Annotated in this window: 10 protein-coding genes; 9 read left to right on the forward strand and 1 reads right to left on the reverse strand. The window is 55.4% G+C overall.

Annotated elements, in window-relative coordinates; genetic code table 11:
• Positions 1-309: 309 nt before the first annotated feature.
• Positions 310-2,499 (reverse strand): glutamine synthetase III, encoded by a 2,190-nt coding sequence (locus tag IAD09_00005; protein ID HIT80620.1) that lies wholly within the window; start codon positions 2,497-2,499, stop codon positions 310-312.
• A gap of 181 nt (positions 2,500-2,680) precedes the next feature.
• Between IAD09_00005 and glmS the strand changes: the two genes are divergently transcribed.
• The 9 genes from glmS to IAD09_00050 all read left to right on the forward strand — a co-directional run bounded on the left by glmS (position 2,681) and on the right by IAD09_00050 (position 16,056).
• The gene (gene glmS, locus IAD09_00010; GenBank protein ID HIT80621.1) at positions 2,681-4,525 is read left to right on the forward strand and encodes a glutamine--fructose-6-phosphate transaminase (isomerizing); all 1,845 of its coding nucleotides are present in this window, start codon (positions 2,681-2,683) and stop codon (positions 4,523-4,525) included.
• A gap of 42 nt (positions 4,526-4,567) precedes the next feature.
• Entirely contained in the window at positions 4,568-6,463 is a 1,896-nt protein-coding gene (locus tag IAD09_00015) for an amidophosphoribosyltransferase (protein HIT80622.1), read from the forward strand.
• 10 nt (positions 6,464-6,473) lie between these two features.
• Positions 6,474-7,547, forward strand: coding sequence for a glutamine-hydrolyzing carbamoyl-phosphate synthase small subunit (gene carA, locus IAD09_00020; protein HIT80623.1), 1,074 nt, complete (start codon positions 6,474-6,476; stop codon positions 7,545-7,547).
• 12 nt (positions 7,548-7,559) lie between these two features.
• Positions 7,560-10,781 (forward strand): carbamoyl-phosphate synthase (glutamine-hydrolyzing) large subunit, encoded by a 3,222-nt coding sequence (gene carB, locus IAD09_00025; GenBank protein ID HIT80624.1) that lies wholly within the window; start codon positions 7,560-7,562, stop codon positions 10,779-10,781.
• Positions 10,782-11,014: 233 nt separating this feature from the next.
• Positions 11,015-13,366, forward strand: coding sequence for a glycoside hydrolase family 127 protein (locus IAD09_00030; protein ID HIT80625.1), 2,352 nt, complete (start codon positions 11,015-11,017; stop codon positions 13,364-13,366).
• Between the two features lie 320 nt (positions 13,367-13,686).
• Positions 13,687-13,965, forward strand: a complete 279-nt coding sequence (locus tag IAD09_00035; GenBank protein HIT80626.1) for a hypothetical protein — start codon at positions 13,687-13,689, stop codon at positions 13,963-13,965.
• A gap of 14 nt (positions 13,966-13,979) precedes the next feature.
• Positions 13,980-14,510, forward strand: coding sequence for a DUF2807 domain-containing protein (locus tag IAD09_00040; protein ID HIT80627.1), 531 nt, complete (start codon positions 13,980-13,982; stop codon positions 14,508-14,510).
• An 86-nt stretch (positions 14,511-14,596) separates the two neighbouring features.
• Positions 14,597-14,998 carry a hypothetical protein gene (locus tag IAD09_00045; GenBank protein HIT80628.1) on the forward strand — a complete coding sequence of 134 codons (402 nt, stop codon included), beginning with the start codon at positions 14,597-14,599 and terminating at the stop codon, positions 14,996-14,998.
• Between the two features lie 101 nt (positions 14,999-15,099).
• A complete protein-coding gene (locus IAD09_00050) occupies positions 15,100-16,056 on the forward strand; it encodes a type IX secretion system membrane protein PorP/SprF (protein HIT80629.1) in 957 nt (318 codons plus the stop codon).
• Positions 16,057-16,061: the final 5 nt, after the last annotated feature.

A 16,061-nucleotide genomic window follows, 5' to 3' on the forward strand; every position in this document is an offset into this window, starting at 1 on the left:
CAGCGAGTTCCGCAGCCCCCGCGCGAGGCGTCGGCGACCGAGCGAAAAAGCCCGATACCGGGCGGCGGTTCTTCTTGGTTCGTTCTTCTCACCGAAGAGAAGAATGAACAAAAAAGCCCCTTGGATTCCCCATCGAGCGGGGAATGACAATACCCTTAAATTCTGTGAGATGCCCGGCGCACGCCTCTTGGAGGCTACTTACGCCGGTATTTGGGGCGCACGACTGCGACGCACCGCTCGTCACACTTCGGCATAAAACAACAGGTCTGCCCCGAGATCGGGGCAGACCTGTTGTTTTATGCAACGTTATCAACGAATGAAAAGGAGTTCGCGATACTTGGGCAGCGTCCACAGCCGGTCGTCGACAGCCAGTTCGAGCTTGTCGATGTGGTAACGTATCTCATCGAGTTTGGGAGCAATCACATCGTGATAGGCAATAGCCTTTTCGCGTTCACCGACGATGCGGTTGGCCACCTTGCGGGCCTCAATCAGTTCGTCGACCTTAGCCTTGATGGCGATTTCGCGCTCGGCAATGTCCTCGATGATTTCGAGGTTCTTGGCCGAGAGACGCGCAGCCTTCTCGGCGGGGAAGAGGTCGCGCATCTTGTAGACGTTGTCGATGAGGGTCGACTGGTAGGAGGTGGCCACGGGTATGATGTGGTTCATGACCAGGTCGCCCAGGACGCGAGCCTCAATCTGTATCTTCTTGGTGTAGGTTTCCCACTTGACTTCGTTGCGGGCTTCGAGCTCCTTGCGGGTCATGACGCCGGTCTCCTCGAACATCTTCACCGAGCTCTCTTTGAGGTAGTTGTCGAAGATGAGGGGCACACTCGTCTCGCAATCGAGACCGCGGCGGGCGGCTTCGGCCTTCCATTCATCGCTGTAACCGTTGCCGTCGAAATGTATGGCCTTGCACTCCTTGATGTAGCGGCGCAACACATGCAAGATGGACACCTGCTGGTCGGTGCCCTCTGCAATCAAGGCGTCGACATCGTGCTTGAACCGGGTCAACTGATGAGCCACGGCGGCATTGAGGGCAATCATGGCCGAGGCGCAGTTGGCCTCGGAACCGACGGCGCGGAACTCGAAACGGTTGCCGGTGAAGGCAAAGGGCGAGGTGCGGTTGCGGTCGGTATTGTCGATGAGCAGCTCGGGTATGAGCGGAATGTTGAGGCGCATGCCGTGTTTGCCGCCGAGCGAGGAGAAGTCGTTGTCGTCGCTCTCCTCGATATGGTCGAGCACCTGCGAGAGCTGTGAGCCGAGGAAACTCGATATGATGGCGGGAGGTGCCTCGTTGGCTCCCAGACGGTGGGCGTTGGTAGCGCTCGAAATGGAGGCTTTCAACAGGCCGTTGTGTTTGTAGACGGCCATCAGCGTGTTCACGACAAAGGTGATGAAGCGCAGGTTGTCGAGCGGTGTTTTGCCGGGGGCCATGAGCAACTCGCCGGTATCGGTACCGAGCGACCAGTTGTTGTGCTTGCCCGAGCCGTTCACCCCCTTGAAGGGTTTCTCATGCAACAGCACGCGGAAACCGTGGTTGCGGGCCAGTTTGCGCATGAGGGCCATGATGAGGAGGTTGTGGTCGTTGGCCAAGTTGCACTCCTCGTAAATGGGTGCCAACTCGAACTGGTTGGGCGCCACCTCGTTGTGACGGGTCTTGACGGGGATTCCGAATTTCAAGGCTTCGATTTCGAGCTCTTTCATGAAGGCGGCCACCCGGCTGGGAATGGCACCGAAATAGTGGTCTTCGAGCTGCTGGTTTTTGGAGCTCTCGTGCCCCATGAGGGTGCGGCCGGTCAGGAGCAAGTCGGGACGGGCGGCATAAAGGCCCTCATCGACCAAGAAATATTCCTGTTCCCAACCCAGATAGGCGTAGACTTTCTTGACTTCGGGATTGAAATAATGGCACACGTCGACGGCGGCCTTGTCGACAGCCCGCAGGGCTTTGAGCAAGGGGGCCTTGTAGTCGAGCGATTCGCCGGTGTAGGCGATGAATATGGTGGGAATGCAGAGCGTGTCGTCGACGATGAACGCGGGTGAAGAGGGGTCCCAAGCCGAATAGCCGCGTGCCTCGAAGGTGTTGCGGATACCGCCGTTGGGGAAGCTCGACGCATCGGATTCCTGCTGGGCCAGCAGTTTGCCCGAGAACTCCTGAATGACGCCTCCGTGGCCGTCGGGTTCGATAAAAGAGTCGTGCTTCTCGGCCGTTCCCTCGGTAAGGGGGGCAAACCAGTGGGTATAATGGGTGGCGCCCATCTCCACAGCCCAGGTCTTCATGCCCTCGGCTATGCGGTCGGCAATGGAACGGTCGAGCGGAGCGCCGTTGCAGATGACATTCATCAACTGCTCGTAGACGTCGGGCGAGAGATACTGCTGCATCTTGGCCTGATTGAAGACATATTTTCCGAAATATTCCGAAGGGTGTTCCGCGGGAGTCGGAACCTCGACCGGCTTTTTCTTGAAAGCCGTCTCGACAACTCTGAATCGAAGTGTTGACATTTTTCTGTTGCTTTTTTAGTAAAATGGTCTCCCCCAATGACGAGCAAGGGAGTATCTGTTGCAGCGACAAAGGTACGCAAAAAAATTTTATCCGATTCGCTCGTCAATTATTTTTAGAGATAACTTTAAAATGCCATAGAATATCACTACCTTTGCCCAAATTTTAAAGAGACTCGACAGTATGTGCGGAATAGTAGGATATTTAGGTGATCAAGAAGCATATCCGATACTCATCAAATCTCTGAAACGACTGGAATACAGAGGTTACGACAGTGCCGGAATTGCCCTTATCAATAATGATGATGAACTGAACGTGTACAAAACCAAAGGCAAAGTAGCCGATTTGGTGCACATGGTCGAAAACAAAGACACGACCGGACACATCGGTATCGCCCACACCCGTTGGGCCACCCACGGCGAGCCGAACCAAATCAATGCCCACCCCCACTATTCGGCTTCGGGCAACTTGGCGCTCATACACAACGGCATCATCGAGAACTACGCCACCATCAAGGAGAAACTCCAAGGCGTGGGCTACACTTTCAAGAGCAGCACCGACACCGAAGTCCTCGTGCAACTCATCGAATACATACAAGTCTCGCACAACCTCGACCTGCTGGCCGCCGTGCAGTTGACGCTGCACGAAGTCATCGGCGCCTACGCCATCGCCATTCTCGACCGTCGGAACCCCGACACCATCATTGCTGCCCGCCAAAGCAGCCCGCTGGCCATAGGCATAGGCAAAGATGAATTTTTCCTGGCGTCGGACGCGTCGCCCATCGTGGAATACACCAACCGCGTGGTGTATCTCGAAGATGGAGAAATCGCCGTGCTGAAAAGAGGCGAGAAACTGCGTGTCGTCACACAAAACAATGCCAAGGTAAATCCCAAAATCAACACGATAAAACTCAATATCGGCCAACTCGAAAAGGGGGGCTATCCGCATTTCATGCTGAAAGAAATCTTCGAGCAACCCGATTGCATCAAAGACTGCATGCGGGGTCGCGTGAACATCGAAGGCACCGACATCGCTCTCTCGGCCATCATCGACAACAAGAAACGCCTGCTCCAAGCACGCCGATTCATCATCGTGGCCTGCGGCACCTCATGGCACGCCGCGTTGATAGGGAAATATCTCATCGAACAGTTCTGCCGGTTCCCCGTAGAGGTGGAATATGCCTCGGAGTTCCGCTACCGCAACCCCGTCATCAACGAAGACGACGTGGTCATCGCCATCTCCCAGTCGGGAGAGACGGCCGACACGCTGGCCGCCATCGAAGAAGCCCGCAAAAGAGGAGCCTTCGTCTACGGCATCTGCAACGCCATCGGCTCGTCGATTGCCCGAGCCACCAACACGGGGTCGTTCATACATGTAGGTCCCGAAATCGGTGTGGCATCGACCAAAGCATTTACGGGACAAGTCACCGTACTCACCATGCTGGCCCTCTCGCTGGCACACGCCAAAGACTGCATCTCGCCCGAAGAGTTGCAGAAAATCGTCTGCGAGTTGAACCAGATTCCCAATAAGATGAAACAAGTGCTGAAACTCAACGACAGCATCGCCCAACTCTCAAAAATCTTCACCTATGCCCATAACTTCATCTATCTGGGCCGCGGCTACAACTACCCGGTAGCACTGGAAGGGGCATTGAAGTTGAAGGAGATTTCTTATATCCATGCCGAAGGGTACCCGGCCGCCGAAATGAAACACGGCCCCATCGCCCTCATCGACACCGAAATGCCGGTCGTGGTGATTGCCACCCACAACCAGCAGTACAAAAAAATCATCAGCAACATACAAGAGATAAAGGCCCGTCACGGCAAGGTCATCGCCTTTGTAAACGAAGGCGACACCGAGATAAAGAAGATTGCCGACTTCTGCATCGAACTGCCGCATACCCTGCCTTGTCTCGAACCCCTTATCACGACCATACCCCTGCAACTGCTCGCCTACCACATCGCCATTTGCAAGGGCAAAGATGTAGACCAGCCACGAAACCTCGCCAAATCGGTCACTGTCGAATAAGAATAACGAGAAAAGATTGGAATAATTTATAGGTTATAATTTATGGAACTCCTCAAACACGAATGCGGCGTAGCCATGATAAGACTACTGAAACCGCTATCGTACTACAAAGAAAAATACGGCACATGGTTGTATGGGCTCAACAAGCTCTATCTGCTCATGGAGAAGCAGCACAACCGCGGGCAGGAGGGCGCCGGGCTCACTTGCGTGAAGATGCAGTCGCAGCCGGGCGAAGAGTACATGTTCCGCGAACGGGCTTTGGGCACGAGCGCCATCACCGAAATTTTCGAAGCCGTGCATCGCAACATCGCCTCTTCGACGACCGACAAGGCCCTTCTCAACGATGCCGACTACGCCCAACGCTACATACCTTTTGCAGGCGAACTGTATATGGGACACCTGCGATACAGCACGACCGGCAAATCGGGGCTCTCGTATGTGCACCCGTTCCTGCGCCGCGATAATTGGAGGGTCAAGAACCTGAGCCTCTGCGGGAACTTCAACCTGACCAATGTCGATGAAATCTTTGCCGAAATCACCGGACAAGGCCAGCACCCCCGCCAATACGCCGACACCTATATCATGCTCGAACAGGTAGGACACCGCCTCGACCGGGAAGTGGACAAAATGTATGACCGTCTCAAAGCCACCGGGCTCTCGGGCACGGAACTCACCCGTGCCATCGAAGACCATATCGACCTGGCACAGGTACTGCGCCGCACCAGTCCGGCCTGGGACGGAGGATACGTCATCTGCGGAGTCAACGGCAGCGGCGAGATGTTCTCGATACGCGACCCGTGGGGACTGAGACCGGCCTTCTGGTATGCCGATGACGAAGTGGTTGTCGTGGCATCGGAACGCCCCGTCATACAGACCACGTTCAACCTCTCGGCCGACACCATTCACGAATTGCAACCCGGCCAGGCCCTGCTCATCGACAAACACGGGAAATACCGCACCGAAGCAATCAACACTCCCCGCGAGAAAAAAGCCTGTTCGTTCGAGCGCATCTATTTCTCCCGGGGCTCGGACAAAGACATTTATCAAGAACGCAAACAATTAGGGAAAAATCTGGTAGGACCGTTGCTCAAAGCTGTCGATAACGACATTGAGCACACGGTCTTTTCTTTCATTCCCAACACGGCCGAAGTAGCCTTTTTCGGTATGATGGAAGGTTTTGAAGAATACCTCAACCGGTTGAAAACCGACTACATACTCTCCCACCCCAACGTCACGCGCGAAGACTTGGAGCGCATACTCTCCATGCGTGTGCGTCCCGAGAAAGTCGTCATCAAAGACATCAAGTTGCGCACCTTCATCGCCGAGGGCAACACGCGCAACGACCTCGCCGCACACGTCTACGACATCACCTACGGCAGCCTCACGCCGCATGTCGACAACCTGGTCGCCATCGACGACAGCATTGTGCGAGGCACAACATTGAAACAGAGTATCATCGGCATACTCGACCGTTTGCACCCGAAGAAAATCGTCATCGTGTCGTCATCGCCACAAGTGCGTTATCCCGACTATTACGGCATCGACATGGCCCGCATGGACGAGTTCATCGCCTTCAAAGCCGCCATCGCACTGCTGCGGGAGCGCAAGATGGACGACCGCATTCTCGATGTTTACCACCGCTCGCTGGCCCAACGGGCCCTTCCCAAAGAGAAGATGGTAAACCTCGTGAAGGAAATTTATGCCCCCTTCACCGACGAAGAGATTTCGGCCAAGATTGCCGAATTGCTCACGCCGGCCGGGACACAGGCCGAAGTACAAATCGTGTACCAAACCCAGGAAGGTCTGCGCGCGGCTTGTCCCAATCACACCGGCGACTGGTACTTCTCGGGCAACTATCCCACGCCCGGCGGCACCAAACTGGTAAACGAAGCCTACATCAATTATATTGAAAAAGAGATATTATCCCACAAAAACTAAGCGCACGACAATGCAAGCAAGAAAAGAAGTTCAATTGATTCTCGACGACGGAAGCCGTTTCAGCGGGTACTCGTTCGGCTACGACAAGCCCGTGGCCGGAGAGGTGGTATTCAACACCGCCATGACCGGATATCCCGAAAGCCTCACCGACCCCTCCTATTCGGGGCAGATGATGGTACTCACCTTTCCGCTGGTAGGAAACTACGGCGTACCCCGCCAGACGTTTGAAGCCAACGGACTATCGACGTTTCTCGAATCGGAAAAAATCCATGCCGAAGCCATCATCGTATCGGACTACTCCGAAAATTACAGTCACTGGAATGCCGTGGAAAGCCTCGGTGAATGGCTGAAAAAAGAGAAAATAGCAGGCATCACCGGCATCGACACGCGCGCACTCACCAAACTGCTCCGCGAAAAGGGCAGCATGAAAGGCAAAATCGTTTTCGAAAACGAGAACGAAATCGACTTTGTCGACCCCAACCTCATCAACCAGGTAGCCCGTGTGAGCTGCCGGGAGGTCATCACCTACGGCAACGGAAAGAAACGCGTGCTTCTCGTCGACTGCGGCGTGAAACACAACATCATTCGCTGCTTGTTGAAACGCGACGTCACGGTCGTGAGAGTACCTTGGGACTACGACTTCAACACCCTCGAATATGACGGGCTCTTCATCTCCAACGGCCCCGGCGACCCCGATATGTGCGACATCACCGTAGGACATATCCGTGAAGCGATGAAGAAAGAGAAACCCATCTTCGGCATCTGCATGGGCAACCAGCTCCTGGCCAAAGCCGGCGGTGCAAAAACCTTCAAACTCAAATACGGGCACCGCAGCCACAACCAACCCGTGCGCATGGTAGGCACCAACAAATGCTTCATCACCTCGCAGAACCACGGATACGCCGTCGACAACAACACGCTGGGCGACGACTGGGAACCGCTCTTCCTGAACATGAACGACGGCACCAACGAGGGCATACGCCACAAACGCCTGCCCTTCTTCTCGGCGCAGTTCCACCCCGAAGCCGCCAGCGGCCCCACCGACACCGAGTTCCTGTTCGACACATTTATTGACATGATTTAAAGCCTTGCCCCTATGGATACTACGATAAAAAAAGTTTTGCTATTAGGCTCAGGAGCCTTGAAAATAGGTGAAGCCGGAGAGTTCGACTATTCGGGTTCGCAAGCCCTCAAAGCACTGCGCGAAGAGGGTATCGAGACCGTGCTCATCAACCCCAACATCGCCACGGTACAAACCTCGGAAGGGGTGGCCGACCACATCTACTTTCTCCCGGTAACCCCCTTTTTCGTGGAGAAGGTCATCGCCAAAGAGCGTCCGCAAGGCATTCTGCTCTCCTTCGGCGGACAGACGGCCCTCAACTGCGGCGTTGCCCTCTACCAAAGCGGCATACTCGAACGCTACAACGTGCAGGTGCTGGGCACCCCGGTGCAGGCCATCATGGACACCGAAGACCGTGAGCTCTTTGTCAAGAAGCTCGACGAGATAAACGTGAAGACCATCAAGAGCGAGGCCGTCGAGAACATCGCCGATGCCCGTGCGGCCGCCGCACGGCTGGGCTATCCCGTCATCATACGCGCCGCCTACGCACTGGGCGGACTGGGCAGCGGCTTCTGCGACAACGAAGAGGAGCTCGACCGGCTGGTCGAGAAAGCCTTCTCGTTCTCCCCGCAAGTGCTGGTGGAGAAATCGCTCAAAGGCTGGAAAGAAATCGAATATGAGGTGGTGCGCGACCGCTTCGACAACTGCATCACGGTGTGCAACATGGAGAACTTCGACCCGCTGGGTATCCACACCGGCGAAAGCATCGTCATCGCCCCGTCGCAGACCCTCACCAACAGCGAATACCACAAATTGCGCGAACTGGCCATTCGCATCATACGCCACATCGGCATCGTGGGCGAGTGCAACGTGCAATATGCCTTCGACCCCGAATCGGAAGACTACCGCGTCATCGAGGTCAATGCCCGTCTGAGCCGCTCCTCGGCCCTCGCCTCGAAAGCCACCGGCTACCCGTTGGCGTTCGTTGCTGCCAAACTGGGTCTCGGCTACGGACTCTTCGACCTGAAAAATTCGGTCACCCAGACGACGTCGGCCTTCTTCGAACCGGCCCTCGACTATGTCGTGTGCAAAATTCCGCGTTGGGACCTGGGCAAATTCCACGGTGTGTCGCGCGAACTGGGCAGCAGCATGAAGTCGGTGGGTGAAGTCATGGCCATAGGCCGCACCTTCGAAGAAGCCATACAGAAAGGTCTGCGCATGATAGGCCAAGGCATGCACGGTTTCGTCGAAAACAAGGAACTGGTCATCGACAACATCGACAAGGCCCTGCACGAGCCAACCGACAAACGCATCTTCGTCATCAGCAAGGCCATGCGCGCCGGCTACACCGTCGACCAGATACACGAGCTTACCCGCATCGACCGCTGGTTCCTCGAAAAGCTCCACAACATCGTGCGCACGGCCGATGAGCTCGAAAAATACAACCAACTCGAAGCCCTGCCCCTCGACTTGCTGAAACAGGCCAAACGCGAAGGCTTCTCCGACTTCCAGATAGCCCGCGCCGTACTGAAAGGGGGCGACATGGACGCCAACATTCTGCGGGTGCGCCTCTTCCGCAAAAGCCACGGCGTCGTGCCGGTGGTGAAACAAATCGACACCCTCGCCGCCGAATATCCGGCTCAGACCAACTACCTCTACCTCACATACAGCGGCACCGAGAACGACGTGCACTATCTCGGCGACCACCGCTCGGTCGTGGTACTCGGCTCGGGAGCTTACCGCATAGGCAGCTCGGTAGAGTTTGACTGGTGCGGCGTGAACGCCCTCAACACCATTCGCAAGGAGGGGTACCGCAGCGTCATGATCAACTACAACCCCGAAACGGTGTCGACCGACTATGACATGTGCGACCGCCTCTACTTCGACGAACTGACCTTCGAACGGGTGCTCGACATTCTCGACCTCGAAAACCCGCACGGCGTCATCGTATCGACCGGCGGCCAAATACCCAACAACCTCGCCCTGAAACTGGCCGACCAGGGAGTGAACATTCTCGGTACCTCGGCCAAGAGCATCGACAACGCCGAAGACCGCAACAAGTTCTCGGCCATGTGCGACCGCCTCGGCATCGACCAGCCGGCCTGGCGCGAGCTCACCTCGATGGACGACATCAACGAGTTTATCGAAGAGGTGGGATTCCCCGTGCTGGTGCGCCCCTCCTATGTGCTCTCGGGCGCGGCCATGAACGTGTGCTCGAACCACGACGAGCTGGTGCGCTTCCTCGAACTGGCCGCCAACGTGTCGAAAAAACACCCCGTGGTCGTCTCGCAATTCATCGAACACGCCAAAGAGGTGGAGATGGACGCCGTGGCCGACAAGGGCGAAATCATCGCCTACGCCATTTCGGAACACATCGAGTTTGCCGGCGTACACTCGGGCGACGCCACCATACAGTTCCCGCCGCAAAAGCTCTACATGGAGACCATTCGCCGCGTAAAACGCATCTCGAAACTCATCGCCAAGGAGCTGAACATCTCGGGACCGTTCAACATACAGTTCCTCGCCAAGGAGAACGCCATCAAGGTCATCGAGTGCAACCTGCGGGCTTCGCGCAGCTTCCCATTTATCAGCAAGGTTCTGAAAATCAACTTCATCGACTTGGCCACACGCATCATGCTCGGCTTGCCGGTGGAGAAACCGCACCACACGCTCTTCGACATCGACTATGTGGGCATCAAGGCTTCGCAGTTCTCCTTCTCGCGTCTGCAAAAGGCCGACCCCGTACTGGGCGTCGACATGGTCTCGACCGGCGAGGTGGGCTGCCTGGGCAACGACACCGACTGCGCCATACTCAAAGCCATGATTTCGGTAGGCCAACGCATACCCGACAAGAACAAGGGCATACTGCTCTCGACCGGTACGGCCAAGCAGAAAATCGACATGCTGGCCGCCGCCGAGAAACTGCACGAGAAAGGCTATAAGCTCTACGCCACCGGCGGTACCCACAAGATGCTCGCCAGCAACGGCGTGCCCTCGACCCTCGTGGCATGGCCCGGCGAAGAGGGTGCCCCGCAAGCACTCGACCTCTTGCACAAAAAAGAGATTGACCTCGTGGTGAACATTCCCAAAAACCTCTCCGTGGGCGAACTCGACAACGGCTACAAGATACGTCGTGCCGCCATCGACCTCAACATTCCCCTCATCACCAACTCGCGACTGGCCTCGGCTTTCATCTCGGCCTTCTGCGAGATAGACCTCGACACGCTCGAAATCAAATCGTGGGAAGAGTATCGATAATCCAATCTCCGCATCTTCTACCGACAGCCCGCCGCACGGCGGGCTGTTTTTTTTGCATGACCGTGCACACGAGGGGCACAGCCGGGGCTTCTGCAAGGCGCAAAAAAGGGGCATTTCCCAAAAATCCACTTTATGAGAATAAAAAATCCCCTTGCCGCTGCGATTATATGCCTACATTTGTCTCGATAACTCTTATTTGTCCTGACACACGACCCGAAAAAAACATACAACGCATGAAAATCACAAAATCTTTTTTTCTTGGAACAGTCCTTTTACTGTCGGTGGCACCGGCCACTGCGCAACTCGAAAAGCGCATAGCATGTTTCCCTGTCGGAGATGTACGCCTGACGGAAAGTCCCTTCAAACATGCGCAGGAAATGGACATCTGCTACCTGCTGGGTCTTGACCCCGACCGGCTGCTGGCTCCCTACCGGAAAGAGGCCGGGCTCACACCCAAAGCCCCCAACTACGGGAACTGGGAAAACAGCGGGCTCGACGGCCACATAGGCGGCCACTACCTGTCGGCTCTCTCCTACATGTATGCCGCTACCGGGGACACCGAGATAAAAGCCCGACTCGATTACATGCTCGACGAACTGCAAACCTGCCAAGAGGCCGCCGGCGACGGTTACCTGTGCGGCGTTCCCGGCGGACGGGCCATGTGGGAAGAGATAGCCCGCGGCAACATTCGGGCCAGCCGTTTCGACCTCAACGGGAAATGGGTCCCGCTCTACAACATACACAAGACCTTTGCCGGCCTGCGCGACGCCTGCCTGCAAACCGGCAGCAGCCAAGCCCGGACGATGTTGGTCAAGCTCACCGACTGGTGGCTCGACCTCGTTTCGCAACTGAGCGACGACCAGATACAAGAGATGCTTACCAGCGAGCACGGCGGGCTGAACGAGGTATTTGCCGACGTAGCTGCGATAACCGGCGATGAAAAACACCTGCAACTGGCCCGCCGCTTCTCCCACCAGGAGATACTGCAACCGCTGCTGCGGCACGAAGACCGCCTCACGGGCATGCACGCCAACACCCAGATACCGAAAGTCATCGGTTTCAAGCGAATAGCCGACGTGGGAGATGATGCCTTGTGGAGCGAAGCTGCCGCCTACTTCTGGAAGAGTGTCGTCGAGAACCGTACCATCTCCATCGGAGGCAACAGCGTCAGAGAACATTTCAACCCGACCGACGATTTCAGCAGTATGCTCCACAGCGAACAAGGCCCTGAGACCTGCAACACCTACAACATGCTGCGGCTCACCAAGATGCTCTACGAGACCAGCGGTAACCCGCATTACATCGACTACTACGAACGGGCACTCTACAACCATATACTCTCGACGGTAAACCCCGTGCAGGGAGGGTTTGTATACTTCACCCCCATGCGTCCGGGACACTACCGCGTATATTCCCAACCGCAGACCTCCTTCTGGTGCTGTGTGGGTTCGGGGCTCGAAAACCACGCCCGCTACGGCGAAATGATTTACGGACACAGCGACGACACGCTCTATGTCAACCTTTTCATTCCGTCGGTCCTGCAATGGGGAAAAAGCGAAATCGAACAGCAGACGGCTTTCCCCGAGGAGGAAGGGACGACCCTGGTCATTCGCCGACAGAAAAGCCGGCGGAATTTCACGCTCCGCTTCCGCCTTCCCGAATGGGTCGATGAGAAAGAGGTGCAGCTGTCGGTAAACGGCACACCGCAACCTGTTGAGGTTGTCGACGGATACATCACACTCACCCGCACCTGGTCACAAGGCGACAAGGCCCGGTTGCGCCTGCCCATGCACCTGCAAGCCGTGGCCCTGCCCGACGGCTCGGCCAACTACTCGTTCCTTTACGGTCCCGTGGTACTGGCGGCACAGATGGGCAAGCAGGAACAAACCGGCCTCTTTGCCGACGACAGCCGTGGCGGGCACATAGCCGCCGGGAAACGGCTACCCCTGCAAGAAATGCCTGTCGTGGTAAGCGAAGAAGCAACCCTGCTCTCGCATCTCGAAAAGGTCGAGGACAGCCCCCTCACCTTCAAACTGCACGATGTATATCCACAACGCTATGAGGGAATGGTACTACAACCCTTCTATCGTCTCTACGAGTGCCGATACATGGTCTATTGGCCAGTGATTAGCGATACCGAGCTGCAAAACCGTATAGAACATCTGGCGGCCGAAGAGGCCCAACGAGCCGTCCTCGACGCCATCACCACCGACAAGGTCGTGTGCGGCGAGCAACAACCCGAGAGCGACCATGCCGTGCAAGCCGAGCAATCGCGCATCGGCGACGATGAAGGTTGCCATTGGCGCGAAGCCAACAAGTGGTTCAGCTACCGCATGAAAACAAGGGAGGGAGCAGCCAACCGGGTCTATATGGTCTATCGTCCGGAGTTCCGAAGAGATGCCCGCATCGAAATAAACGGGCAAGAGGTGGGGATACTCACCGACAGCCGCTTGTCGGACACGGCCGTGGCCGAGATTGAAATTCCGCAAACGATGCGCGGAGAAGAGGAACTGACGATACGCATAAGCAAAGGGGTGCAAAAGGTGACCCCACACATCTACGAAATACGCCTCATCGCCCGATAGTCGGTGGTAAAGGCGAGGCCATGCCGAGCCATCATTTCGCCACGGGCCACTCGTAACAGCAGCAACGGTCGGCGCCGGAGACCCCATTCGGGATTTTACCTTCACTTATGGTATAAAACGCGGACCCACCCCCGAAAGGGCTGGCCCGCGCTTTTATTTCATGCATATCACTGAGGGGTGGGCAAACATGTGCACTGCATAAATAGCGTCGACAAAGCATTTTTTCAAAGAATATGGAAACTCGCCGAAACTTTTTGACCTCCTTCTTCGTCTAAATCATAAAAAAGGCTTTCATTTGTTACACCCGAACTTCTCGCGTCATGAAAAAATCGGTCCTCTCATTTGTGCTCACAACCCTGCTGTTGTTCGGCAGCACATCGTTCACCCCCACCAATGCCTCACCGTCGAGCCGCAGCAAGGCTGACGACACAACGATAACAGCCGGTAAGACATACCAGACCCGAAGCGTCGAGGTCGAAGCCTTCAATGCCATAACGGCCGGCTCGGCGATAGACGTCGTCTACACTCAGGCCGAAGGAGAACCCACGGTCGAGATTTATGCCCCGACAACATCATCGACCATATCACCGTCGAGGTAAAAGATGAAACACTGGTGATAGGACAGGAAAGCCATATCCGTATAAAAGGGAGATGTCAGAAAGTAGTACGCGTGTCGGCTCCCGCCGTGCAACGCCTCCAATCATCGAGTGCGGGCGACATCATACTGAAAAACGGGCTGACCACAACCGGTAAAGTAGTAATAAAAGCCAGTAGCGGCGGCGACATCACGGGCGAAGGCATCGTCTGCACCGACCTGCATATCGACGCCAGTTCGGCGGGGGATATCCAACTGAAAGAGATTACCTGCACCCATATCGAGGCCAAGGCCAGTTCGGCCGGCGACATCGAGCTCTCGGGACGATGCGAGAAGGCCATCTACAAGGCATCGAGTGCCGGCGACATAAACGCAAAAAAGATGGAAGCCGTCGACGTAGATGCAACCGCCAGCTCGGCCGGAGACATCAGTTGCCATGTATCGGGCCGGCTGACAGCCCGTACGTCGAGCAGCGGAGAAATTTCCTACAAAGGCAACCCGTCGACCATCGACTATTCTCCTAAAAAAGGGTTAAAAAAAATCGATTAAGAGAGGACAGCCACACAGCCATTTCACTATCTTTGCATCGTTGATACATCATTTAATAATTAAAAGAAAAAACTATCATGAAAACGATGTTCCGATCGCTCCTGGTCAGCGCGATCATTCTGTTGAGCATGACTTTCACCTCATGCAGCAAAGACGATGAACAATTCGGCATAATCGGTAGCAGCGACAATGCCGAGATGATAATCGGTGAATGGTATTTCACGGGAAACATTGCTCCCTCACTCGTTCTCAATGCCGATGGCAGCTGTGCCATTTACTACGATTCCAGCTCCATCAGAAACGACGGTACAGGAAATTGGGTTTACGAGAAAGATTCCCGCACGCTGGTATGCATCATATACAATAGCGACGGCTCGGTGAACACATCGTTTACCTACTCTGTAAAAGCCTTGACCGACCAGATATTGACCGCCGAATGGTCTTCGGTCAAATATGGAACGAGAACCGATACCTGGATAAGGAAATAACAGCGCAATTTACAAAATTGGAAAAAAGTGCCGGTAAATACAATTTATCGGCACTTTTCGAGTTTATTGATTGAGCCTCGCCGAAAAGCGGTGCTCCATTCATGCGCATGAAAAATAAACGATACCTGCTCCTCCTGCTGATGGTGCTGCCGAGTATGGGTCTGTTGCGGGCGCAAGACGACACGCAACTGAGCCAATACTGGGCCATGCCGTCGTATTACAACGCCGGAGCCGCCGGTATCTACGAGAAACTGAACTTGCGCGCCGCCACCCGGCAGCAGTGGGTGGGAATGCCGGGCGCACCCAAGTCGTTCCTGGCCTTGGCCGACATGCCGTTGCGCTTTCTCAAAGCCGACCACGGCGTGGGCCTCATGCTGGCCAATGACAGCTACGGACTCTTCAAGACTACATCGCTCGGACTGCAATATGCCTACAAGGTGCGGCTGTGGGGCGGACAACTGAGCCTCGGCCTGCAACTGGGGCTCGTCAGCCAGACATTCGACGGCACCGAAGTTTTTATTCCCGAAAGCGATTACCACCAGCAGACCGACAATGCCATTCCCACGACCGAATTGCAGGGTACGGCCTTCGACGTGGGGTTTGGCATGTACTACACCCATAAATATTTCTACGCCGGGCTCTCTTCGACCCACCTCACACAACCCACCATTTCGTTCGACGAAAATTACGAAGGCTCCATTACCCGCGCATATTATTTCATGGCCGGAGGCAATATTCCCCTGAGAAACGCGTTATATGAAGTGCAGCCGTCGATGATGGTGAAAACGACCTTCCAGATGACGCAAGCCGAGCTGACCCTGCGGTTGAAGTATAACCGCTTCATCTGGGGCGGATTGGCCTACCGATGGAAAGAAGCGGTAATCTTCATGGCGGGCTGCGAGTTCAAGAATTTTCTGCTGGGGTACTCCTACGACTACTCCACTTCGGCCATACAGAAAGCATCGAGCGGCAGCCACGAGGTTTTCGTCGGATACAGCATGAAACTCGAACTATCGAAAGGGAAGAAAAACAAACATAAAAGCATAAGGATTTTATAAACATG

Origin of the sequence: Candidatus Caccoplasma merdavium, from assembly GCA_018715595.1 — a bacterium.
In the GTDB taxonomy this organism is placed as follows: Bacteria; Bacteroidota; Bacteroidia; order Bacteroidales; family UBA11471; genus Caccoplasma; species Caccoplasma merdavium.